Source organism: Bdellovibrio sp. SKB1291214 (assembly GCF_002209355.2).
In the GTDB taxonomy this organism is placed as follows: domain Bacteria; phylum Bdellovibrionota; class Bdellovibrionia; order Bdellovibrionales; family Bdellovibrionaceae; genus Bdellovibrio.
Genome location: NZ_CP106855.1, coordinates 1,455,774 through 1,478,614, shown reverse-complemented (window position 1 = coordinate 1,478,614; position 22,841 = coordinate 1,455,774). Strand labels below are relative to the sequence as shown.

Annotated in this window: 23 protein-coding genes; 18 read left to right on the top strand and 5 right to left on the bottom strand. The window is 44.5% G+C overall.

The features are described from left to right. Positions 1–17 precede the first annotated feature (17 nt). The 3 genes from B9G69_RS07340 to B9G69_RS07330 are packed head-to-tail and all read left to right on the top strand — an operon-like array spanning position 18 to position 3,105. Complete coding sequence (locus B9G69_RS07340; RefSeq protein ID WP_088616158.1) at positions 18–794, top strand: TlyA family RNA methyltransferase; 777 nt, start codon at positions 18–20, stop codon at positions 792–794. Positions 795–801: 7 nt separating this feature from the next. Beyond that, on the top strand, positions 802–1,770 hold the full coding sequence (locus tag B9G69_RS07335; RefSeq protein ID WP_088617233.1) for a patatin-like phospholipase family protein: 969 nt from the start codon (positions 802–804) through the stop codon (positions 1,768–1,770). A 15-nt stretch (positions 1,771–1,785) separates the two neighbouring features. Further along, the gene (locus tag B9G69_RS07330) at positions 1,786–3,105 is read left to right on the top strand and encodes an aminopeptidase P family protein (protein ID WP_088616159.1); all 1,320 of its coding nucleotides are present in this window, start codon (positions 1,786–1,788) and stop codon (positions 3,103–3,105) included. Positions 3,106–3,172: 67 nt separating this feature from the next. On the opposite strand, the gene B9G69_RS07325 is transcribed toward B9G69_RS07330, so the two are convergent. Both B9G69_RS07325 and B9G69_RS07320 read right to left on the bottom strand, forming a co-directional pair. Beyond that, positions 3,173–3,622 carry a YaiI/YqxD family protein gene (locus tag B9G69_RS07325; RefSeq protein ID WP_088617234.1) on the bottom strand — a complete coding sequence of 150 codons (450 nt, stop codon included), beginning with the start codon at positions 3,620–3,622 and terminating at the stop codon, positions 3,173–3,175. 1 nt (position 3,623) lies between these two features. Beyond that, complete coding sequence (locus B9G69_RS07320; protein WP_088616160.1) at positions 3,624–4,367, bottom strand: HAD family hydrolase; 744 nt, start codon at positions 4,365–4,367, stop codon at positions 3,624–3,626. Positions 4,368–4,417: 50 nt separating this feature from the next. Here B9G69_RS07320 and B9G69_RS07315 point away from each other — a divergent pair, with 50 nt between their 5' ends. The 10 genes from B9G69_RS07315 to B9G69_RS07270 all read left to right on the top strand — a co-directional run bounded on the left by B9G69_RS07315 (position 4,418) and on the right by B9G69_RS07270 (position 15,510). After that, a complete protein-coding gene (locus B9G69_RS07315; protein WP_088616161.1) occupies positions 4,418–4,870 on the top strand; it encodes a hypothetical protein in 453 nt (150 codons plus the stop codon). A 9-nt stretch (positions 4,871–4,879) separates the two neighbouring features. After that, entirely contained in the window at positions 4,880–6,514 is a 1,635-nt protein-coding gene (locus tag B9G69_RS07310; protein WP_088616162.1) for a glycerol-3-phosphate dehydrogenase/oxidase, read from the top strand. A gap of 132 nt (positions 6,515–6,646) precedes the next feature. Next, positions 6,647–7,690: a rod shape-determining protein gene (locus B9G69_RS07305; RefSeq protein ID WP_088616163.1), complete on the top strand. Its 1,044-nt coding sequence runs from the start codon at positions 6,647–6,649 to the stop codon at positions 7,688–7,690. A gap of 32 nt (positions 7,691–7,722) precedes the next feature. After that, on the top strand, positions 7,723–8,193 hold the full coding sequence (locus B9G69_RS07300; RefSeq protein WP_088616164.1) for a hypothetical protein: 471 nt from the start codon (positions 7,723–7,725) through the stop codon (positions 8,191–8,193). A 31-nt stretch (positions 8,194–8,224) separates the two neighbouring features. Then, on the top strand, positions 8,225–9,196 hold the full coding sequence (locus B9G69_RS07295; RefSeq protein WP_265438021.1) for a hypothetical protein: 972 nt from the start codon (positions 8,225–8,227) through the stop codon (positions 9,194–9,196). A gap of 101 nt (positions 9,197–9,297) precedes the next feature. After that, positions 9,298–11,166 (top strand): ATP-binding protein, encoded by a 1,869-nt coding sequence (locus B9G69_RS07290; protein WP_254916945.1) that lies wholly within the window; start codon positions 9,298–9,300, stop codon positions 11,164–11,166. Positions 11,167–11,198: 32 nt separating this feature from the next. Next, complete coding sequence (locus B9G69_RS07285; protein WP_088616167.1) at positions 11,199–11,435, top strand: hypothetical protein; 237 nt, start codon at positions 11,199–11,201, stop codon at positions 11,433–11,435. 24 nt (positions 11,436–11,459) lie between these two features. Continuing rightward, positions 11,460–12,179 (top strand): molecular chaperone, encoded by a 720-nt coding sequence (locus tag B9G69_RS07280; protein ID WP_088616168.1) that lies wholly within the window; start codon positions 11,460–11,462, stop codon positions 12,177–12,179. Then, on the top strand, positions 12,176–14,584 hold the full coding sequence (locus tag B9G69_RS07275) for a fimbria/pilus outer membrane usher protein (RefSeq protein ID WP_088616169.1): 2,409 nt from the start codon (positions 12,176–12,178) through the stop codon (positions 14,582–14,584). The genes B9G69_RS07280 and B9G69_RS07275 overlap by 4 nt, the downstream gene beginning before the upstream one ends. Beyond that, the gene (locus B9G69_RS07270; RefSeq protein WP_088616170.1) at positions 14,581–15,510 is read left to right on the top strand and encodes a hypothetical protein; all 930 of its coding nucleotides are present in this window, start codon (positions 14,581–14,583) and stop codon (positions 15,508–15,510) included. The genes B9G69_RS07275 and B9G69_RS07270 overlap by 4 nt, the downstream gene beginning before the upstream one ends. 54 nt (positions 15,511–15,564) lie before the next feature. Here B9G69_RS07270 and B9G69_RS07265 read toward each other — a convergent pair whose 3' ends face one another. Further along, complete coding sequence (locus tag B9G69_RS07265; protein WP_088616171.1) at positions 15,565–16,086, bottom strand: hypothetical protein; 522 nt, start codon at positions 16,084–16,086, stop codon at positions 15,565–15,567. Between the two features lie 280 nt (positions 16,087–16,366). On the opposite strand from B9G69_RS07265, the gene B9G69_RS07260 reads away from it, so the two are divergent. Beyond that, positions 16,367–16,960 carry a hypothetical protein gene (locus B9G69_RS07260; protein ID WP_088616172.1) on the top strand — a complete coding sequence of 198 codons (594 nt, stop codon included), beginning with the start codon at positions 16,367–16,369 and terminating at the stop codon, positions 16,958–16,960. Here B9G69_RS07260 and B9G69_RS07255 read toward each other — a convergent pair. Further along, the gene (locus tag B9G69_RS07255; protein WP_254916946.1) at positions 16,954–17,361 is read right to left on the bottom strand and encodes a JAB domain-containing protein; all 408 of its coding nucleotides are present in this window, start codon (positions 17,359–17,361) and stop codon (positions 16,954–16,956) included. The two genes, B9G69_RS07260 and B9G69_RS07255, sit on opposite strands and share 7 nt — an antisense overlap. Positions 17,362–17,511: 150 nt before the next feature. On the opposite strand from B9G69_RS07255, the gene lpoB reads away from it, so the two are divergent. Together lpoB and B9G69_RS07245 are read left to right on the top strand one after the other, a co-directional pair. Further along, on the top strand, positions 17,512–18,111 hold the full coding sequence (gene lpoB / locus B9G69_RS07250) for a penicillin-binding protein activator LpoB (RefSeq protein WP_088616173.1): 600 nt from the start codon (positions 17,512–17,514) through the stop codon (positions 18,109–18,111). After that, positions 18,111–19,355 (top strand): COG3014 family protein, encoded by a 1,245-nt coding sequence (locus B9G69_RS07245; RefSeq protein ID WP_088616174.1) that lies wholly within the window; start codon positions 18,111–18,113, stop codon positions 19,353–19,355. The genes lpoB and B9G69_RS07245 overlap by 1 nt, the downstream gene beginning before the upstream one ends. A 187-nt stretch (positions 19,356–19,542) precedes the next feature. On the opposite strand, the gene B9G69_RS07240 is transcribed toward B9G69_RS07245, so the two are convergent. Continuing rightward, on the bottom strand, positions 19,543–20,088 hold the full coding sequence (locus tag B9G69_RS07240) for a polyhydroxyalkanoate synthesis regulator DNA-binding domain-containing protein (RefSeq protein ID WP_088617236.1): 546 nt from the start codon (positions 20,086–20,088) through the stop codon (positions 19,543–19,545). A 221-nt stretch (positions 20,089–20,309) separates the two neighbouring features. On the opposite strand from B9G69_RS07240, the gene B9G69_RS07235 reads away from it, so the two are divergent. Together B9G69_RS07235 and B9G69_RS07230 are read left to right on the top strand one after the other, a co-directional pair. Beyond that, on the top strand, positions 20,310–20,876 hold the full coding sequence (locus B9G69_RS07235; protein ID WP_254916947.1) for a hypothetical protein: 567 nt from the start codon (positions 20,310–20,312) through the stop codon (positions 20,874–20,876). 93 nt (positions 20,877–20,969) lie between these two features. Then, a complete protein-coding gene (locus tag B9G69_RS07230; protein WP_088616176.1) occupies positions 20,970–22,841 on the top strand; it encodes a tetratricopeptide repeat protein in 1,872 nt (623 codons plus the stop codon).

The window sequence follows — 22,841 nt, the reverse complement described above, 5'->3', positions numbered from 1 at the left end:
GAATTAAATCGGGGAATATGGCTGATAAAAAACGCTTGGATATTTATGTGTTTGAAAAGGGTTTAGCCCAGTCTCGTACACATGCCCAAGAGCTGATTGAGGCGGGCCAAGTTTTCCTTGATAAGATTGGCCAGAAGCAAATTCTTAAGAAATCCAACATCGCCGTGACGGCCGAAATGGAAAATCATATTTCCGTGGATCAAGGGCCAGCTAATCGCTTTGTCTCTCGCGGAGGACTTAAGCTAGAAGGTGCCTTAAAACATGTGGGACTTCAAATTCAGAACTTTGATGTTTTGGATGTGGGGATTTCTACGGGGGGCTTTACAGACTGTGCCCTTCAATCCGGTGCCCGATTCGTGTTGGGTGTGGATGTGGGGCATGGCCAAGTCAGCTCGTCACTTGTGAATAATTCTAAATTGAAGGTCATTGAAGGCATTAATGCCCGGGCCCTTTCGCAAGAGGCATCCGTTGTCGAGGCTACTCCGAAAGAGGGCTTTGATTTGATCGTAATGGACGTGTCCTTTATATCGATTGAAATGATTTTGCCGGAACTCGGGCGTTTTTTGAAACCATCGGGCCAGTTGTTAAGCCTTGTAAAGCCACAGTTTGAGGTCGGCGTTGACGGGCTCTCAAAGGGTGGTATTGTCAAAGACTCTTCGTTGTATTTGAAAGTCGAAGAGAAAATCAAAACCTGTCTAAGAAATTGCGGTTTTGAGGTAAAGGACTATTTTGCTTCTTCCATTGAGGGAAAGGACGGCAATCATGAGTTTTTTGTTTTCGCGAAAAAACACTAGCCTACTAATGAGTTTGATTTTCTTGGCGGGCTGTCAATCTTTGAAAACCCGTGAAGATATTCGTACCGGTACGAAACCTTCGACACCATCAAAGACGGCGACCACGTATCCTTCTTCGCCTCGTCAAGCTGAAGAACCTTCAACACCATATCAACCTGATATGCAAGTTGAGGAACCACCACCAGCACCACTTCCAACTCCAGTGATTCCGGCGATGCCTAAGATTGCTTTTATCTTAGGGGGAGGTGGAGCTAAGACTTACGCACACATTGGTTTCTTGCACGAAATCACTCGTGCCAAAGTTCCGGTATACGCGATCGGTGGCGTCGAGTTCGCCTCTCCAATGGCAGCACTTTACGCGAATCGCGAACAAGCCAACGACGTTGAATGGCAAATGTTTAAACTTAAAGATGAAGAAATCATCAAAAAATCTTTGCTAGGAAATGTTAACAAGAACGGCGATATTTCGGTGATGAAGGATTTCTATAACACAGCTTTTAAAAATCAAAAGGCTGATGATTTCCGCATTCCCTTCGCATGTCCTTCCTACAATCTAAAAAAGAATCAAACATTGATGATGAATCGCGGGGGCATGGAGCAATTGCTATCCATGTGTATGGCGTATCCTCCGTTCTTTAAACCCTTCCAAGGTAACGTAGCCGGCATCCGCGAAATTTCGGGCTTGGCCCGTTATCTGCGCCAAAAAGGCGCAAACTTCGTCGTTCTTGTAAATGTGCTTCAGGCTCCAGGCGGGAACAAGCCGTTCACTTTGGATTCTGCTGCCACTGACAACGTATTATGGAGTGAGATCGCAGGTCTGTATAATAAGCCTTTTGCAGGAGTTGATACTGTTATTACCTTGGACACAGGTGACTATGGTATTATGGACTTCGATAAGCGTCGTGAAATCATGAACAAAGGCGCTGACTCTGCAAATCGCCAATTGAAAACTTTGACACGTAAATGGGGACTTTAAGTTCAGGAGACCGGAATGAGAAAACCAACTTTTGATATGAACATTTTTGCTGAAAGAAGAAAGAAACTGGGTCAACAAATCCCAGGTTCTGCGTTGGTGGTTGCTTCTCATCCCGAGTTGATCCGCAATCACGACGTGCATTTCCCGTATCGCCAAGACTCTAACATGTTCTACCTAACGGGTTGGGAAGAACCAGAATCGATCTTGATCGTTCGTCCTGGTCAAACTCCAGAGAGTGTAATGTTCGTGCGTCGTCGTGACCGCGAACGAGAAACTTGGGATGGATTCCGCTACGGCCCTGAAGGCTGTGAGCAAGAATTTAAAATCGACAAATGCTATCCAATTGATGAGTTTGAAAAAGTAGCTCCGCAATTGTTGTCAGCTGTTGATTCCATTTACTATCGCCAGTTCAAAAACAAAGAAGTCGATGAAAAGATGGAACATGTGCTGAACACAGTAAAACAAATGCGTGGTCGCACAGGCTATGGTTTGCTTTCTGTGCACGACGCTGACACTTTGATCGGTGAAATGCGTTTAGTGAAGTCAGAGTACGAATTGACTCAACTTCGCGAGGCTTGCGAAATCTCTGCTCAAGCTCATTTGGCGGCGATGCGCTTTACTCGCCCCGGTGTGACTGAGCGCCAAGTACAAGGTGTGTTGGCTCATAACTTTTACATGAGAGACTCTGCTCGTGAAGGTTACGGTTTCATCGTAGCTTCTGGTAATGCAGCAACAACTCTTCACTACAACTTTAACGACCAGGTTTGTAAAGATGGCGATCTGTTGTTGATTGATGCTGGTGCCGAGTACAACTACTACACGGGTGATATCACAAGAACTTATCCAGTAAACGGTAAGTTCACTGATGAGCAAGGCCGCGTGTACGAAGCTGTTTTGAAGGTTCAAAAGGCGATCGTTGATTTCGTAAAACCAGGAATCGTGTTCAAAGAATTGCACGATATGGGTACTTCGATGCTAACGGATGCGATGCTTGAGCTTGGTTTGTTGTCGGGTCGCAAAGACGATTTGATCCAAGCCTTGGCGCAAAAGAAATACTATCCCCACGGTATCGGTCACTGGTTGGGTCTTGATGTGCATGATGCTGGTTTGTACTTTAAAAAAGGCGAGCCACGTCCTATCGAAGCGAACATGTGCTTCACCATCGAACCGGGTCTTTATATCCCTGCTGACGATACGTCTGCGCCTCAAAAATATCGCGGTATCGGTATTCGTATCGAGGACAACGTTCGCGTCACTTCAAATGGCGTAGAGAACATGACGACATCCGTTCCAAAAGAAATTTCTGATATCGAAAAAGTAGTCGGGAAAAACTAAGGTAATTTATACCTTGAGGGAATGCGACAAGTTTGAAAAGCCCTGGTGATGAACCGGGGCTTTTTATTTAGCAGCGCTTGAGTTGTTGGATTACCTGATCGAGGGTACTTAGAAATTTAGAGCGATCTTTTTTATCCATCGGTGCTGGACCGCCTCGGACTTCACCCATGTGTCTAAGATTCTGCATGAGTTCTCGTGTCGCGACGGCAGAGCCAATGCTGTCTTCTGTGAATTCAATGCCTTTTGTCCCAATCGCGCGAACTTGTTTTTTCACGCATCGTTCGGCTAGTAAAATGTCAGCGGTAATTACGATGTCACCTTTTTGCGTGTGCTCGACGATCCAGTCGTCAGCAGCATCGAAATCAGAAGAGGCGACAATCATTTGCACGCGCAGATCTTGAGGTACATTTAAATACTTATTAGCAACGACGAAAACTTTTAGCTGATAGCGCTCAGCCACTTTATAAGTTTCTTCCTTAACCGGACAGCCATCTGCATCGATATATATATCTAACATCTTAAATAAACCTGTGGTGCAGCCATCCATTTTGGTCAGCATGGTCGGCTAGCTCTTTTTCAGTTTTAAAGATCTTATCGTCGCGGGAAGCCGCACTTATCGCCAATCGCAGATGGGTGGCGCTTTCAAGCAAATTAAAGTCACCCATTGTGTTTCCACTCGCTAGGAACGGAAGCTTACCGCCGGTTTTTTGGAGCAAAGCCTCGACTTTGCCTTGGCGGTAAGTGATGACGCCTTTTTGTTTGTCTGTGATAATTCCGTCCTGAACTTCTGTTTCCACACCGATGATATTGTCATGGCTAAGTCCGACAAGATCAGCTCCACCTTCGACTGCCCATTTAACAGATGCTGTGATGACGTAAACTTTTACGCCTTTTGACAAGAGAAGCTGGATTAATTTTTTCTGCTCGTTAAAAACAGGGATTGGTGCCGCAGCTTTGACTGCGGCTTTTGCCCAATCTTGAACTTCCGCTAGGGATTTACCCTGGCAAATTTGCGCAAGCCATAGGTAAGCTTTGCGAGGATCTTGCGCCTTCATGTTTTCATAATGCTCAAACGGTGAGGCAGGAAGCGCTACAAGTTTTCTGTCGATTTGGTAGTGAAAGAAAGTTTCGCCCAAATCGATATCCCACAAAGTCCCATCCGCATCGAATGCGGCGATCGGCTGGTCCTGTTGTCGAGAAACTTGGTCAAGTGTGTTGTTAATCGTGGCCCAAACGTCAGAGGAATAATCTTTGTATTTCATCGGGTCTTAGTATGAAATAGATACGTTCAAATGACAAGGGAGCTGGGTCCATGAGTCTGTTCTTTCGCGTTATCCAAATTGACGATCTACAAAATATTCTCGATCTCGAAAATAAAAAAATGACGGAACAATATCCCGACGAGATGGAAAGAATGATGGCCGTTTGGAACTCTAAGCATCGCATTGAAGCCCTTAATCACTACATTCCATTGGGCTGGAGTTTCCTGGCGGAAGATGTGGATACAAAAGCATTGATCGGATACTTCATCGCTCAACCTTTGTTGTTCCTGGATGGCCAAACACAAACTTTGTGGGTCGAGCACGTGCAGTCTGAAACATTGCAGGCTCGTGATGAACTTTGCGAGCTGGCTTACAAGCTAGGCCGTGAAAAACATCTGCAAAGAGTTTATTTCCCGTCGGATAATGGAGTTCCTAATTCAATTCAAAGCTTCAAACCAGCGAATTGGGCACCGGGCACAATCGCGGTGAAAACTACGAAATAGGATGAGTGTATGAAGAATTTTTCCTACGTCAATCGTCTTCAAAATTTGTCCAAAATGAAATCTCAAGAGTTCGATCTGATCATCATCGGTGGTGGGATCAACGGGGCTGGTGTCGCGCGCGATGCTTGCGCGCGCGGGATGAGCGTGGCCTTAGTTGAATCTCGGGATTTTGCTTCTGGAACGTCTTCTCGCTCCAGCAAAATGGTCCATGGTGGTATTCGCTATCTTGAAAACATGGATTTCAAACTGGTTTATGAAGCCCTGAACGAAAGAAATAAATTGTTCGAAATGGCACCGCACTTAGTGCATCCATTGCGCTTTATGCTCCCTCTATATAAGGAAAGCCGCGTGGGCATGCTGAAGATGGGCCTGGGAATGTGGTTGTACGATATCTTAGCCTTGTTTCAGTCCCCAGAAATGCACGAGCGTTTGGATGCTAAAGAATCCATGGAGCGCATGACGGATCTTCGTGAAAAAGATCTTTTGGGCGCATACGTTTATTCTGATGGATACATGGATGATGATCGCTTAGTTTTTGAAACTTTGCGCTCCGCAAATGAAATGGGAATGGTTGCAGCGAATTATGTCACTGCAACAGGCGCACAGTTCGGCGCTGACGGAAAAATTTCGGCTGTTCATTGTGAGGATCAGATTTCCAAAGATAAATTTATGATTCGCGGTCGTCATGTGATCAGCTCGGTAGGGCCTTGGACAGATCAATTAGGGGACAAGCTTTTCAAAGATTGGAAAAAGATTCTTCGTCCGACAAAGGGCATTCACTTAACTTTGCCACAACATCGCCTGCCTCTAACTAGTGCGGTGGTGATGGGTGCAGAAAAAGGTGATCGCATTGTTTTCGGTATTCCTCGTCATGATATGATCATCATTGGCACAACTGACACGGATTTTAAAGAATCCCCAGAAAATGTGACGGTGACTCCGGAAGACGTTAAATATTTGTTGGATATCACATCTCACTATTTCCCAGGTGCGAATTTGACAGCGCACGACGTGATCTCTAGTTATGCAGGGGTTCGTCCCTTGGTAAACGATGGATCATCCACAGAGGGAAAAACCAGCCGTGAGCACACGATTATTGATGATCCTCGCGGTGTTACTTTCGTCGCGGGAGGTAAATACACGACTTACCGCTTGATGTGCCAACAAACGGTTTCCCATGCATTGCGCAGTTTCCCTATGGAAGATCGCGGTCGTTTCGCGAAAAAAGATACGGCAGTGGCATTGAATGAATACACGACAGAAAGCGCATTCCACGAGGCACAGGTCTTGGTTCACGCTTGGGCCAAGGAATTCGGCCGCCCTGTGGCAGATGTCGCGGCCTTAGCGCAGAGATACGGTCGCGAAGCTGAGGTGATTCTGACGAAGTACGATTATAAGTACACCTATTGGCAACTCGAAGCGGCGCAAGCCATTGATTCCACCATGTGTCTGAACTTGCGTGACTTCTTTTCTCGTCGAGTGCACTTGTTCCTTGCGGATCGCAATCACGGCTTAAAGCATCTCGACGAAATCGTGCAGGTTTTCCAAGAGAAATTGAGCTGGACGGACAAGCGTATTCACGAAGAGAAGCACGCACTTTCGGAGTATATGGGGCGTGAGCTGGAGTGGAAGAAGCACTTATAAACAGGTCCTCATTCTGGGCCGCGTCAGGATTACTCGACTTGCGGCCTAAATATCAGTATTGACTCTGCTTTTCAATCTCCCTAGACTTGTAGTCGAAATGACACAATGAAATTTTCTTGAGAGAGATTCTGCATGAGTTTTTTTGACAAAGTACAAGACTATTTTTCCAATGATATCGCCATCGATTTGGGCACTGCCAACACTCTCGTTTATGTTAAGGGTCGCGGTATCATTCTTGATGAACCATCAGTTGTAGCAGTTCAGAAGAACTATCGCGGAATGCAAAACCGTGTTCTTGCTGTCGGTAAAGAAGCAAAGGACATGTTGGGTAGAACACCTGGTTCTATCGTAGCGATTCGCCCGATCAAAGACGGTGTTATCGCGGACTTTGAAGTCACTCAATCCATGCTTAAATATTTCATTGGTAAATCTTTGGGCGAGAAAAAATCTTTCATCCGTCCACGTATCATCATCTGCGTTCCTTACGGAATCACTCAGGTGGAAAAACGCGCGGTTAAAGAAGCAGCTCAATCAGCGGGTGCTCGTGAAGTTTATTTGATCGAAGAACCAATGGCAGCAGCAATCGGCGCAGGTCTTCCAATCACAGAACCATCAGGCAACATGGTTGTCGACATGGGTGGTGGTACGACGGGTGTCGCAGTTATCTCATTGGGTGGTATCGTTTACTGTAAATCAATCAAAGTTGCTGGCGACAAATTTGACGAAGCGATCGTGAACTATGTTCGCCGTCAGTTCAACTTGTTGATCGGTGAAAGAACTGCTGAGAACATCAAAATCCAAATCGGTAACGCCTATCCATTCGAAGAAGAAAAAACGATGGAGATTAAAGGTCGCGACCTAGTTGCCGGTGCTCCGAAAACGATTGAGATCACAAGCTCGCAAGTTAACGATGCTTTGATGGATCCATTGTCTGAAGTTGTTGATGCTGTTCGTACAGCGCTTGAAAAAACTCCACCAGAACTTGCTTCTGATATCGTAGACAACGGTATCGTTCTTACTGGTGGTGGTGCATTGCTTGCGAACCTAGACGTTTTACTAAGAGAGCGTACTGGGTTGCCAGTTTCTATCGCCGAAGATCCATTGAGCTGTGTAGTTATGGGCTCAGGTAAAGTTCTAGACCAATTGGATCTTCTCAGACAGCTGACAGTCGACTAAACTAAGGGTCACTCTACTCTTATAGGAAGTGCATGACCGAAGCCGACATTCAATCGATCGCCTTGTTTTTCTATTTTGCTTTACTAGATGACAGAAGGGCGATCGAGGCTTCGACACAGGCACTAGCCCTTTGTCGAGATAAAAAGCACCGTAATCCTGAACTTTCCACTCCTGTTGCCCTTGTCGCGGCAACCAAGATCACTTGGGACAAATACAAAGTGCGAGTGACTCGTGGCCGTCCAAACACCTCTGTAGAATCCGGCTGGCTGATCCCAGAGGGTGTTGATTTGGGTCCCTGGCGCGAGTTTCAAAAAACAGCTTCTGAAGACGAGTTGTTAACCGTTATTTGGTCAAAAATTCTAAATGTTGAAGATAACGATATCTCTGAAGGCTTGGGTATTACTCAAGGCACGATTCGCTATCGTTTGGGCCGAGCCCTTAGAAAGCTAGGCACAATGACTCAAGGTGTGGGTAAGTTAAAGCATGGCACAGCCGGGCGATAAGATTCCTCTATCTAAAAAAGGCAAAAGGGAGATGTCTCCCTTTATTGGCCATGAGCTACTTTACGATTATTTGTCGGGCATGCTCGATGATGAAAGAAAGTCAGCGGTGGAAGATCACGTAAAGTTTTCCCGTGATGCCCAATTAGATTTAAATAAAATCCAAAATGGCGAAGCTTACGCAAAACAATTGGCTAACACCATTGTTTCTCAACCGATCATTGAACAGATTAATACCCCGTCGACTTATCTGACGGTTCTAATGCAAAAATCAAATTTTGATCGTTGGCCTCAGGGACTGAAATGGGGGCTTGAAGCTCTCGTGGTTGTTGCGGTTATCGTGACATTGCTGACGGTTGCTCCATGGCAAAAAGTTTTGCAAATCGGCATGAGCGGAAACACCAAAGAAGTGGTTCTTGCTGAAGTTACTAAAACTGAAAAGGTTGCCCAGGTCGAAGAAAAACCTCAGTTCCAAGATGAAGAGCCTAAAACTGAAAAGCCACTTCAAACTCCTAAACCATTACCGACGGCTGAGGTGAAAGCAACGCCAGCGGCGACAGTCGCTGCCACAGCGATTTCACCAACAGCGACTCCTGCAGTGCCTTCGCCGACACCAGCGGCAACAGTGGCGGCTGCGACTGCTGCAGCCACGAAACCAGCAAAAACCGAAGTGGCTGAAAAAGATGAAGAATCTGATGCAGTGGCATCGGGTGGATTTTTATACCGTGGTGAAATTGCGGTGACGAACTTATCTGTGGTGGGGCCTAAGATTACAGAAAAAATCAAAGAGTTCGGTGGTCGTAAAGCCGGTGAAGTGGAGTTAGGTTGGCAGAAATCTCCGACTTCAACTTATTATCACTTTACGTTGCCTGAAGCGAAATACCAAGACCTCAACACATTCCTTGGCACTTACGGAAAAGTTCATTTGAGCAAGGAAAAGCATCCCCGCATGATGCCTGACGGAATTATCCGTCTAATTATCACAGTGGATGAAGATAAAAAGTGAAAACCTTAAGACGGAAACCTAAGAGATCCCTACGTACGATTTTAATCGTATGGTCTCTTTTATTTTCTGTCGTCCCCTTGGCCTTCGTAACGATTTACTCGATGAAAAAATACGAACGGGCCATCGACCATGAGTTGACTCAGCGTTTGACAGGAAATGCACGTGAAGTAGAAATCATGCTGAATGACTACCGCACGACTTTGCAACAACGTCGCGAACGTTATCTGCGTGATCCAAGTCTTACTTACCACTTATCCATGGGTGACGGTGCCACAGTTCGCAGCGTTGCAAACACATGGATTAGAACAGATGACACTTCTAGTTTGACGTTCTTTAATCGAGAAGGCCGTATGCTTGCATCGGTCTTCAAAGACGACAAGGGTGTTGTTCGCAGCTTTATGCCAGGACAAGACGCGGTCTTTCTGTCAGCGAAATACATGGCTGAAGTTAAGGAAAAGCAAGAGGTCGGTGTTGCTGAATATAGTGATGCTCGCAAATTGAATTTGATCGTTATTACCCAGGTAAATAATGGTGCGGGGCGATTGATCGGTTACATGGAGCAAGTCATTGATGTTAATCAGGCTTATCTCACGAAAATTAAAAATCGACTTAAAGTAGAGTTGATCCTTTTCAAAGACAACGGTGACATGGTGGCAGCAAGCCATCCGGATTTCTATCTTTATAAAAAAGGTTTCTTTAAAGATTATTTCCATCCTCAAAAAGATCTTTTCTTTGATTTAAATGTGCGTGGAAATCCTTATGGATTTTTGGTTTATCCTATTGATTGGGGCATTTCAAAATTCTATATGGCACTGGGTGCTTCTAAAAGTGAATCAGCGGCGGTCCTTCGCAACGTCAACATCGCTTTTATGACGGTGGTAGGCGCTGTTGTGATGTTATTGATTTTAACGATTCTGGTAACATCAAGTTGGGTTCTAAAGCCGCTATATGATCTGGTAGATGCTCTTCAATCTTTCGAGTCTCAAGAACAAGCTGTCACAATTCCGGTTAAGAATGACACCGAGATTGGTCTATTGACAGAGAGTTTCAACGAGATGAGTAAGAAGATTTGGACGGCTCGTTCTGATCTTAGGAAAAAAATCACTGAGCTTGAATCTGCCAATCGCGAACTGAAAGACACTCAAACAAAATTAGTTCACTCTGCAAAGATGGTAAGCCTTGGTCAATTGGTTGCTGGTGTTGCACATGAGTTAAATAATCCAATTGGTTTTATTTACTCGAATATGACTTATCTACGGGATTATGGCGATAAGCTCATCAAACTTGTCGAAACCGCAGAGAAAGACGTCACAAAACTTCCTGATCTTAAGGAAGAGTACGAGTTTGATTACATCGTGAAAGACATGCCTAAGCTTATTTCATCTTGTCAGGATGGCGCACGCCGTACGCGTGATATTGTCCTAGGGCTGCGTAATTTCTCTCGCTTAGAAGAAGCGAAACTGCAAGAGATCGATTTACATCAAAGTTTGGATACGACTTTGAATCTTCTTCAAGGGGAGATCAAGGGGCGCGTGGAAATTCATCGTCAGTACGAGCCGACACCCCATATTCATTGTTATGCTAGTCAGATCAATCAAGTCTTCATGAACATTTTGTCAAATGCCGTGCAAGCGATCGATGGTCCTGGACACGTATGGATATCGACAATGCCCTTAAAAGACTACAAAGCTAAAGACAGCAAAAACAAATCGGGGTGGGTGCAGATCTCAATTCAAGACAGTGGAAAAGGCATGAGTGCTGAGACCATTGATAAAATTTTTGATCCTTTTTTCACGACCAAAGGCGTGGGACAAGGAACTGGATTGGGCTTGAGCATCTCTTATGGAATCGTGCAAAATCACGGTGGTGAGGTCCAGGTTAGGTCTGAAGTGGGTGTAGGGACTGAGTTTATCGTGATTCTGCCGGTATACCCTCCCGTACAAGAGAAAAATACACAACTAACGTCCTAAAGCTTTAGTCCTGGTTGGCCGATTCTTATCTTATGTCGGCCTTTATCAAAAGCCTTATCACTGTCTCAATTCTGATCTCTTCGGTAGCGATGGCTAACGAGAGTGCCTCACTGCAATTGGTGGCTTATGTGCCATTGCGTGCGAACGTCTCCGTTACGCAAGACCCTGTGACCAAAAAAATCGTGGCAGTGAACAAGGGCTCTCAATCCATTAAGGTCCAGACTGTTAGCAGATTTCCTGCTTCGACGGTTACTATTATTGCTCCGTAAAATTGCTAAGACTATCATGGAAACATGAAGTTCTTTGCAGCAATCTCCACAGTCCTTTTTTCCTTTCCAGTATTCGCTTTCCGCTTAGATCCGATGGTGGTGAACTTTGCGCCTTCGGGAAAACTTGCGACCCAAGTTGTGACATTGGATAACCCTTCCAACGACAAAATTCCTGTTCAGGTCGAAGTGGTGACTCGCGATGAAAAATCAGGAACGGAAAAGCGGGAAAAGACCACGGATTTCACGATCTATCCAGAACAAGTCGTGCTACTTCCTCGTGAAAAAAGAAACGTGCGAATTACCTTTACTGGTAAATCTCCTAAAGAGGAAAAATCTTATAGAATTATTGCCACTCAGCTTCCAGTGGAGTTGAAAGAAACAAATGCAAAGGCTGCCAAGAAAACCGGAGCCAATGTTACGTTCATGTTGCAATATGTGGCCTCGGCTTACGTGACCCCCAAGGATGCAACCCCGGATGTGAAGGTCAAAGAGGTGAAAGTAACATCCCCGAAAAACATTTCTGTGACTCTTTCAAATGATGGAAATGCGCACAAAATCGTTTATGTAAAATCTTTTAAAGTTTCAGAAAAAGGAAAAGTCGTTGAAGAGGTGTCCAAACCTCAAGGGATTGAAGGCACGAACTTTCTTGCGAAAACACAAAAGACTGTTGCAGTTCCTCTGACAAAAGCTCTTAAGGGTCATGACGCCACAGTCGCTATCGAGTTTGCGGAGTCCGCTGATTGAGATCGCTACTGGCGGCAGTTATCTTATTTGTTTCGGCACTAGCCTCTGCAGCAGGGGTGCGCCCTGATTTGCCAAAACCTTACTTAATGGCACCCGTGATTTTGGACAGCCGTGAGATGGTTCAGGTATGGGTTTTCCCCAGAGATTCCCACAAAGAATTTATGGTTGAGGCGGGTCCTTTATTAGACGCTCTAAAAAGAACCCTTAAGGATGGAAATTTTAAAATCGTCAAATCTCTTGTTCAACCTAAGGGCGTTCTAAGTTTGGCAAATTTGGATGCCGCCGGTTTAAAGCCCGTCTGGAATGAGGCCAATCTAGAATTGGTTTTAAATATCCCGTTAAATTATCGAAAAGCCAAAGACCTCAGTGTTACCTATATCGAGGTGGATGAAAACAGATACTATCGACCTGATGCTCATAGCGGTTATTTGAACTTCCGTGCAAGCCAACCGTATCAGCATGGTGAGAGTATTGCAGGCGGAAAACTGCCCTTGGTGGGACGTTTTGATTTGGTTGAAAATGTTCAAGGCTTTGTTTTAGAAGCGGGCACTGAATATCAGGAGCACGCTGACTATTCTTGGAATCGTCAAGACACGCGGATAAGAACGGATGATGAAACGAATATGATTCGCTACACGCTGGGCGATCTATCCACGTATTCACGCGGGTTTCAGGCGGCACCCTCTTTGGGTGGTTTATCTTTCAGCCGCGAATTTTCTATTCAACCGTATCGAACTCTTCGCCCCATCAGTCGAACCGAAATTGAAATAAAAAGGCCATCCCTTGTTGAAGTGTATGTGAATGGACTTCTGACAAGCCAACAACGTTTGGGACCCGGCAGGTTCAATGTGCGTGATTTCCCAACGGCAATTGGACTAAGTGATGTCAGAATCAAAGTACGAGATGATTTGGGACAGGAAGAGACCTATGATTTTTCTCTGTTGTTTGAAAATTCAGTCTTGAATGAAGGCACCCAAGAATTCTCTTATAACTTTGGTAGTCCGTGGGGGCAGTCGCAGGGCGATCGCAACTATTCTAATGAGGGAATATTTTCTTCCTTATTCCATCGGTGGGGCGTGACTGACAAAATAACATTGGGAGTGAATTTTCAAAACTACCTAGATAAAACCATGCCTGGAATTGAATACACTCAGATTGCTGAATGGGGTTTGCTGTCTTTGGATTCTGCCTACGGGACTGCGAATGGCTTAGGTGGTTGGGGAAATCGTTTAACATACAGAAGTTTAGATCGCATGTACGGTTATAACGTTCCTTTTGTCGCTGCTGCCGAAGTTCAAGTGCGTGATCCTGAATTCCAGCAACCTGTCGCCATTGATGTACTACAGGCAAATATTCTAAGACGCTATGATCTGCAGCTTTCAACAGCATTCGGACTTGGCGGGATTTGGGGTGTCGGTGGAAGTTATGAAGCCGTGCCTGCTGGGTCACCTGATCGCAGATTTTATCGGACGAATTTAAGTTACCCGATTAATATTTCCAACCGTATCGAGTTTTCTATAGTGCGCGAAGTTTCAGATCATCAAGAAGATCGCGGATTGATAAGCTATTTTTGGTCTGAGCCGGCGGGACGTTACAGTGTCAGTGCCTATCATGAGACCTTAACGAAAAGCACGACGGCAACGGTAAATCGTAATAATTTTTATAACTATGACGATGTCAGGGCTTCAGCATCTATACAACGTCTGAATGACAGTACCAATGGCACTCTGTACGCGGAATACTTGACTCAGCCTGCCAGCTATCGCTTGGATCAATTCTCGACCTCTACCAATGGACAAAGTATAAATACTACGACGGTCGGGATTTCTACAGCCTTTGCTTGGGTTGGAAACCGGGGAGCTTTTTCTCAGCCCATCACGGATTCATTCATCTTGATCGCCTCCGACAACTTTCCAAAGGGCAGCGAAATGTTGATAAATCCCATGGGCACAAAGGGTGAAGCTCAGCTTGGACCTCGCAGCAGCGCCGTCTTAAAAGATCGCACGTCGTACTATCGCTATATGGTTAATCTGGATTCGACCTCTCTGCCAACGGGCTACCTATTGGATAAAGAGTACTATGGTGCTATGCCGACATATAAAAGCGGTATCTTAATTGAGACTACGATGAACCGTAAAGTCATGGTGAAGGGTCGTTTGATCATGAACGATCAATCACCGCTAGCACTGGTTGCAGGGGATGTAGTCAATGAACAAGGCCAGCTTGTAGACAATACGTTCTTTACGAACCGCAACGGTCAGTTTGTAATCGAAGGTCTGGCTCCTGGTAAATATAAAGTCATGACGGATCGTCCAGACCTATCAGGTTTCGAAATCATGGTTACCGATGATCCAAGTAACTCTGTGAACGTAGGTGACATTGTCGTCACCAAGGAGGCGCGATGATAAAGCTTGCCCTCGGGATTTTATTATTAGCATCCATGGCACACGCTGATAACGACGATTGCCGACAAATGCAGCTTCAAGCACAGCAAACGGCATTTGATCTGACGATAAATCCCAACATCACTTCGAATTTAATCGTCAAAGCAGACACGCGGGTCAAGGGCTGCAGCTTCTTTATAACCTTTGATTACGGATTATCTGCTAACTATGCTTCTAGGTCTTTGAAGTATGGGTTGGTTTATGCTTGGCCATTTAATATGTACAAGGATTCAGGCAATACCCAGGTCCTAAAAAACTTCCCACAGGTTAACGACTACAACGACGTTCTGAATGGAAGTTTGCCCGACAAGGCCGGCAGTGACACGCAGGTTACGGTCCCCTACTGGGTGACAGTGGATATGTCTTCTCCCTGGAGACAACAGGGCACATATTCCGAATGGATCACCGCCACTTTATACCGAGGAACCTTATCTAGCTATCAGTATGTTTCATCGGTGCAACTAGCTTTTTATATGAATGCGCCAAAGCGAGCCGACGTTTCGGTCGTCCCGTCTGGTGGTTCGTTTAACATTGCTGACGTAACAGAGACTTTAGATTTCGGTGAGCTTGCGGTGGGTACAGCGCGCAGTTGTGATGTGATAGTAAAATACAACGCAGGATATGTCTTATACGCTTCGTCTCAAAACAACGGCCGAATGAAACACGAAACGACCACGTCTTACATTCCGTATTCGATTTCGATTGGGGGAACGAGTGTGAATTTAGCCTCTTCTGCCAACAGCCCCGTGCAAGTGAAACGGGAGTTAGGATCTTCCCCGTCCAGCGGAAAAATTCTTCCGACTACTGTGACCATCGGAAATTACACCCAAGACCAGGCTGGAAATTTCAGCGATATAATAACCTTAACGGTACAGTCTGCAGAATAAAAAAAGCCCTTCACGCTGAAGGGCTTTTTTTTCAAAGACTAAGAGATCGCAAAATTACTTAGCAGTGATAGTGAAAGTAACTGTATCTTTGTATGTACCTTCAAGAGCATTGGCGTTACCAGTGATTTTCAAACCAACTGATTTAGTCGCAGTTGTTTTTTGGCTCAAAGAGCTTACGTCAGTCACTGTTTGAGAAGATGACAATGATTTTTCTTGGCCATTGTACAACAAAGAATAATTGATCGCAGCTGCATCAGATGCGTTTGAATCATCCATAGTCAGTTTACCATTGTGAGCAGAAGAAGCTGTTACAGTGTAACCAGCTTTACGATTTGAAGTTTCAAATACGTAAGCGATGTTATCAACTTGGTTAGTACCCGCAGTTGTCAATTTAGTAGAGTCGATCGTGTAAGCTTGCTCGATAGCACCTGTTTCAACGTTTGTTGAAGCGATAGTGATATAAGTAGCTGCTGGTACGGCGCCGGTGAGTTTCAACGTGGCTTGAGTAGCTGCGAATGCTGGAGCTGCAACAACAACAGTAGCCATAAGAGCAGTGATTTTTGCGATCGTTTTCATCGGGAGTACTTCCTTTCAAAGAAGTTAAGTTATTTGGTGTAATGTCATAGAACACTAGTTCACCAACCGTGCCGAGCCAGGATAGCCGTGAAGCTCAGATATATGACAGATGGCAGGTTAAGAAGTGGTTAAAATTTAGTCAAAAGACTGAAAATTGCAGACAGTGTCAGGGCTGACGTCCAGTATATTAGAGCTGAATTCATTTATCCCTTGGTCGAAGGTACTAAAGCTTTGGTCGCATTCCTTCAAGAGATGTCTCATTTAGCCGATAATAATAGCGATGGCTCAAGAGAAATCCTCGAATGACAACAACAAGCTTCTAGCAATCCTTTTATTTTTAGGAGCAGGAATTCTTGTATTGATGTCTATGGGGAACGATGGCTCTGGGAAATCAGAGGGTTCAGGGATCGCCAAAACTGATAAGTTTACGAAGTCCGTGAACAAGCATTTGATGGTAACGAACGAAAAAATGGAATTTGATCGTCGTCGTATTGAACTTGAAAATGCTGCGAACTCTAACTTTAATGCTACAAAAGCCCAAGCTACTTACAATGCTCAAGATTCTGGTTTGGACCTGTCAAATGATTCAAAAGCGGCAGAAGTTGCGGAACTTTTGGGGCGGGGTGAGCGCAAAGAAAACACCTCCAATAATCCCCACGATGTTATTCAAAGAGAGCTTTTCAACGCTCAACAAGACGCTCAATATTCTGAAGCTTACAAAGAAGAGTATGCTCGTCAGTTTGTAGAGAACGCTGCCAAAGGTGGCTACAAAGTTATTCTTGATGAAAATTATCGCGTGCGTTCGGTGACGCCGATCAATCGTCAACCGGGCAGCATGGATATTTTCAATTCAAATGGAAATGCTGTTCAGTAATTCAGTCGGGCCGATTTCTTTAATGTCTTAAAAAAACCATTGTCTGCCATACTATAATAATCGGCATCACTAAATATGATGTGATCGATCAGCGGGATCTGAAAGATCCTTCCACAGGTATGCATCTTACGTGTGGTTATTAAATCCTGTTCCGAAGGCTGTACACTGGCGCTGGGATGATTATGTGCCATCATAAAAAAACTGGCGTTCTTAATTATCAGAAATCTGAAAATGTCGCGTGGATGTGTGGGGCAGTGATCCGCAGTCCCACGAAAAATCATTTCCGTCGCTATGACTTGAAGTTGGGGATTTAATGCAATGACCCACAGCTCTTCAGCAAAAGGATTGATGAGTGATTTCAAGGACTCAAATGCGGCAGCGCTACTGGTAATTTCTGTCATTCTTCCAGACCATTGCAAGAAGCACAGGCAGTTAGAGTCAGGAATCACTGCGCAAATCAGGACGGAAATTGGACGCCCGTCTTGGCTCGCTCGGGCATGACTTGCACCTGGGAATTCATAGGCATAGACTTGGTGGAATAAGGGGTATTTATGATCAAGAATTTGCTAATTGGTGCAATGACTGTTTCTATGTTGGCTCTTGCGAGCTGCGGTCCGAAAGCTTTCACTAAAGGTTCGTATGATGACGTTAACAGAGAAAATCTGCTGAACGATCAATGGTCAGAAACGGATATGCAAAAAGCTGTTCAAGATCTAGTGGCAAGCTCTCTACAATCTCCTGCCATCACTCAGTCTAAAAAAATGCCTGTGGTGATCGTCACTGGTTTGCAAAACAAAACAAGCGAGCACATCGACACTCAAAGCATCATGGATATGATCCGTGTTGAACTTATGAAATCCGGCAAAGTCGCGTTCATCGATAAAGAAGCACGTGGCGATATCGCTGATGAATACAATTATCAAAATTCTGGTATGACTAGCGCTGAAACTAAAAAAGGCCCGGGCGGTCAAATTGGTGCAGACTTCATCATCAACGGCCGTTTGGATTCTATCGTTCAAGAAGTGGGCAAAGACAAATCTGTGTACTATAAACTGACATTGAATTTGACGAATTTGAAAACAAGCATGATTTCTTGGTCTGACCAAAAGCAAATCCGTAAAGTATTTAAGAAAAAATCTATCGGTCTATAATGATTAAATCCCCAAAAAGACTCATGGCCTTCGTGGGTCTTTTTTTTCTTCTCTTAACGACAGGTTGTGCCTCCTATCAGACGAAGGTGGATAAAGCCCGTTCGTCTTTGGCAGCTCGTGATTACGATGCGGCTCTTAAAGTGCTTGAACCTCTTGCAAACAAAGATGACGGCGACCAATTGGTTTACCTTTTGGATTATGGTACCGCATTGCAAGTTTCAGGAAAAATCGGTGAAAGTAATAAAACATTTCTGAGCGCAGATAAGCTTTCCGAGCAGATCGATTACCAATCCATTTCTCGAGTCGCTGGATCGTTGGCATTAAGCGAAGGAATGGTTCAATACAAAGGCGATACTTTCGAAAAGATTTTTATCAATGCCTATCTTGCCATGAATTTTTTAGAGCAGGGTAAGCTAGACGATGCGTTGGTGGAAGCTCGTCGTATCAATGAAAAATATCAAAAATACCGTCAGGATGAAAAACAGAAATTTGAACTGAATCCCTTCAGTAAATATTTGTCTGCTCTGACATGGGAAGCGAATCGCGATTTTGATGACGCCTATATCGCTTATCATGAATCCTACAAACTCGATCCCTCGATCTCTCATATCGGGGAAGATTTAATTCGATCGGCAAAACTCGCTCGTCGAATGGATACTTATCAAGATTGGAAAAAGAAATTTCCTGAAGTTAAGGAAAATCCTGATTGGTACAACAAGTCCCTAGGTGAACTTGTGATCATTTACCAACAAGGTTGGGGGCCAAGAAAGTTCCCAGCAAAAAATGAATACCGCTTGCCCGCCATGTATCCCACTCCAAGCTCTACAAAAATCGCACGTCTAACGATTGATGGTGGACCAACCATGGTCAGCCACCCAGTTTATGATGTACAAGATGCCGCGATCAAAACTTTGAAGGAAGATTATGGAATTCTGATCGCAAAACGACTTGCGGGCTTTGCCTCCAAGGCGGTGTTGGCTGATCAAGTTCGCCAGAAAAATCAATTACTGGGTGATTTAACTTTCTTGGCTTTGAACATCGCTGATCAGGCAGACTTGCGTCAGTGGTCGATGCTTCCACAAACAATTCAGCTGATCCGAATTCCTTTGAAGCCGGGAGAATACAAATTCAACCTTGAAGGGTTGGATTTGTCGGGGACTCCGACGGGCGAATCTTTAAAAGGGCAGACAGTCACAATTAAATCAGGACAAAAGAAGTTTATCGTTTGGCGCTCCCTTAAGTAGGAACGTTGGCAAATTCCTTTTTCCTGCGTTGCTCCCTCGTCGGCGTACAGGTAGTACGCCTTCCTCATCGCGCCTTGGTAAAAGAAATTTTCCAAGCGTTCTGTTTTGCGGGAATTTTTTTGGAAAATAGGCAAAAAAAAGGCCCAGCGTAAGCTGAGCCCTTCATCAACATTCTGTGGTGACAGAATTAGTTGTTCAAACCAAGTGAAGAACCCGGAAGATTCGGAGTTTCTTCGTCTTGTTGAAGACCTGGAAGAACAGTTGCTTTTTCAGCAGCTACTTTAGCAGTAGTGTCTGTGTTGTAGCGAGTTGCAGCAGTAGCAACACGGTTTTCCAAGTTTTGTTTCATTTCCGCAGACGCATTTTCAACAACTGTGTTTACTTGTTGTTTAGTCATGTAGTCTTGAGGGAATGCACCAAGTTTCGCAAGGTAGCCAGAGATGCTGCCGTTGCCATTTTGGATGATTTCACGAAGTGTGAAAAGAGGAGCGTATTGAGATGCTTTCTTTTCAGCTTCAAAGATGATCTGAGTCAAAGTTGCAGCAGTGATATCGTTTTTTGATTTATTATCGATAACCATTACTTCTTCGTTTGTACGAATCATTTTAGCGATATCGTCCAAAGTCACGTAGCAGCTTTGTTGTGTGTCATAAAGTTTGCGATTCTGATAACGCTTGATGATTTTAACTTTAGAGTTTGGCTTAGATGTCATTGTTTCGTTTTGGTTGATCAAAAGTGCCTCCCAATTTGAAATTTTCCCCAAAATATCCATGAGATAAGTGCTAAAGTATTCAGCACATCCCCCGGTCGATGGGCGCAACCTATCCCCGGTGCCATGCCTTGTCAAGCGGTCCTCAAATCAAAAGAAAAGACTCTAGGCGTTAAAACACCTCGAAATGGGAAATTGGATCCGTCCAAACCCCTGTTTGTTTTTTTCCGCAAATTCTTAGACCTTTGTCTAAAGTTTTTATCCTAAGCCACCGAAACGTAAATAAGGTCGAATACGTTGCGGGTGGTAATTTAATGAAACATGAGAAAAATCAAGAGTTTAAGTCATCAGGGGTTCTGACTCTGCTAGGTCTCCTGGGCTTCTCCGCAACTATCATTGCCTCCCCCTGGAACCAGTCCGCCCAAGACGCCGATACCAAAGCCGCTCTGCAGAAAGCAGAGGTGGTAGGTTACCAAGTTGTACAGATTTATCGCGAGGCGACAAAGGTTTCTGCGGCGCCGAAAGACACTTCTGGAGGCCGTTTGCCCGCTTCAATCGGCCCTGCGGCAGACTCGATCGAGAGCCTTCGTTCGACTGGAACGATGGGAACTGACCCGTGGGGTCAGCCATACCACTACCGCGTACTTCCAAACGCCGAAAGAAACTCGAACATCCGCATCGTTGTTTGGTCCTCAGGGCCGAATGCAAGAGTTGAAAGCAAAGATTTGGAAAACGAAGACAAAAAAGTTTCCGGTCAGCCGGTTTTTGGTGGCGACGATGTGGGAGTGGTCTTGAGCATGTCTCAAAACTAGAATTTCTGGCCCTGTACTTGGGTCAAGTTATTGCGAGCCTTCGTCAAGGTTTTCACATATCTCACCGAACAGCCTAGTGACCAAGGAGATCCAATGCTTCTTCAAACTAGGACCGGAATTTTCGCAGCGCTCTTTCTCTCGCTAACAGCGTGCGCGACATTCACGTCACACGAAACTGAAAAGGCGCCGTACTACGAAGCCTCTTTCAATGATCATAATCGTGCTCCGGCATCTCTGACGCCTCCCCCAATTACTTCGAAAGATGGCCAAGCCACTCTTGATCCTTTGTATATGCGTACACAAGCGGATTATTTTTTCGCGATGGGTGAGGCATATGCTTTAGAGGGCAATCCAAATAAAGCTATCGAGTCATTCAAAATGACTTTGGTTTATGATCAAAACTCTCCAACAGTGCACATGCGTCTGGCGGCTGAGTTTCTAAAACTTGGGATGATCTCCGAATCATTGTCCCAAGCTGAAGAGGCCACTAAGAAAGATCCGAAAAACATCGATGCTCACTTGTTATTGGGTGGTTTGTATTCTTCTATGAAGCTTTATCCAAAAGCGATGGATCAATACCAATATGTCATGAAGCTTTCTCCCGCGAATACAGAAGCTCCGCTTTACATTGGTGCTTTGTATTCTGAGCAAAAGCAATACGATAAAGCCGTACAATATTTTGAGTCTTTGTTGAAAAATCCAGAATACACAACGCCGTATCTAGCTCATTACTATATTGGCCGCGTACGTATGGAGCAATCAGAAGCTAAATTCCAAAAACAAGCTGAAGCTTCTTTCAAAACGGCCTTAAAATTAAAGCCAGACTTTGCTGAAGGTGTTTTGACTTTGGGTATGCTTTACACAAAACAAAAACAAGAAGAAAAAGCGATGGCAATGTATCGTGCTTTCCAAAAGGAAAATACGCCAAATCCAAAAATCGCTGATGTTCTTGCGCAAACTTACATCGAACAAGGTAAGTATGATTTGGCATACGACCAATTGGAAGTGCTAGAGCAAAACTCTGAGGAGCCATTAAACATCAAAATGAAAATGGCGTTAATTTTGATCGAACAAAAACGTTATGACGTAGCGATCGATAAGTTAGAACAAATTCTTAAAGAGGCACCAGATTCAGACAAGATCCGTTTTTACTTGGCAGCCGTTTACGAAGAAACACGCCAGTCTGAAAAAGCGGTACGTGAATTCAAAAAGATTCCAGTATCTAGCACTTATTATGGTGAGTCAGTTGTTCATGCAGCTTACTTACTAAAAGGTTTGAATCGTTTGGATGAAGCGATCGAGCTTGTGTCTAAAGGTTTGAAGGATCGTGCTGATCAGCCACAAGTGTACGCGATGTATGCTTCTTTGCTGGATGAAAAGAACGATTTCAAAGCTGCTGCTAAAGTTTTAGAGCAAGGTCTTGAAAAATTCCCAGAAAATGCTCAGTTGAGATTTTACTTCGGTACTATCAACGATCGCATGGGTAACAAAGACATTGTTGTCTCTGAAATGAAAAAAGTGTTGGAGCTAGATCCAAATCACGTACAAGGGATGAATTACTTGGCATTTACGTGGGCTGAGATGGGTCAAAACTTGGATGATGCTGAAAAGCTAGCTCGTCGTGCGATGCAACTAGAACCTCAAGACGGTTATGTTCTGGATACTTTGGGTTGGATTTTGTTCAAACAAAACAAGACAGTTGAATCAATCAAGTTCTTGGAAGCCGCTCATAAATATCAAGGTACAGTCAGCGTTATTGCTGAGCACTTGGGTGATGCATACTACAAGCAATCAATGGTTGATAAAGCTAAGAAAATGTATCGCAAAGCTGCGGATCTTGAAACTGACAAACGCAAAGTTCAAGAAATTCGCGCTAAGATCACTGCAATTGAAAAACAAGAAATGGGTTCTCCAAGATTGCCGGCTTCTGTTAACACAACATCAGCTGAGCACACTGCTAAATAA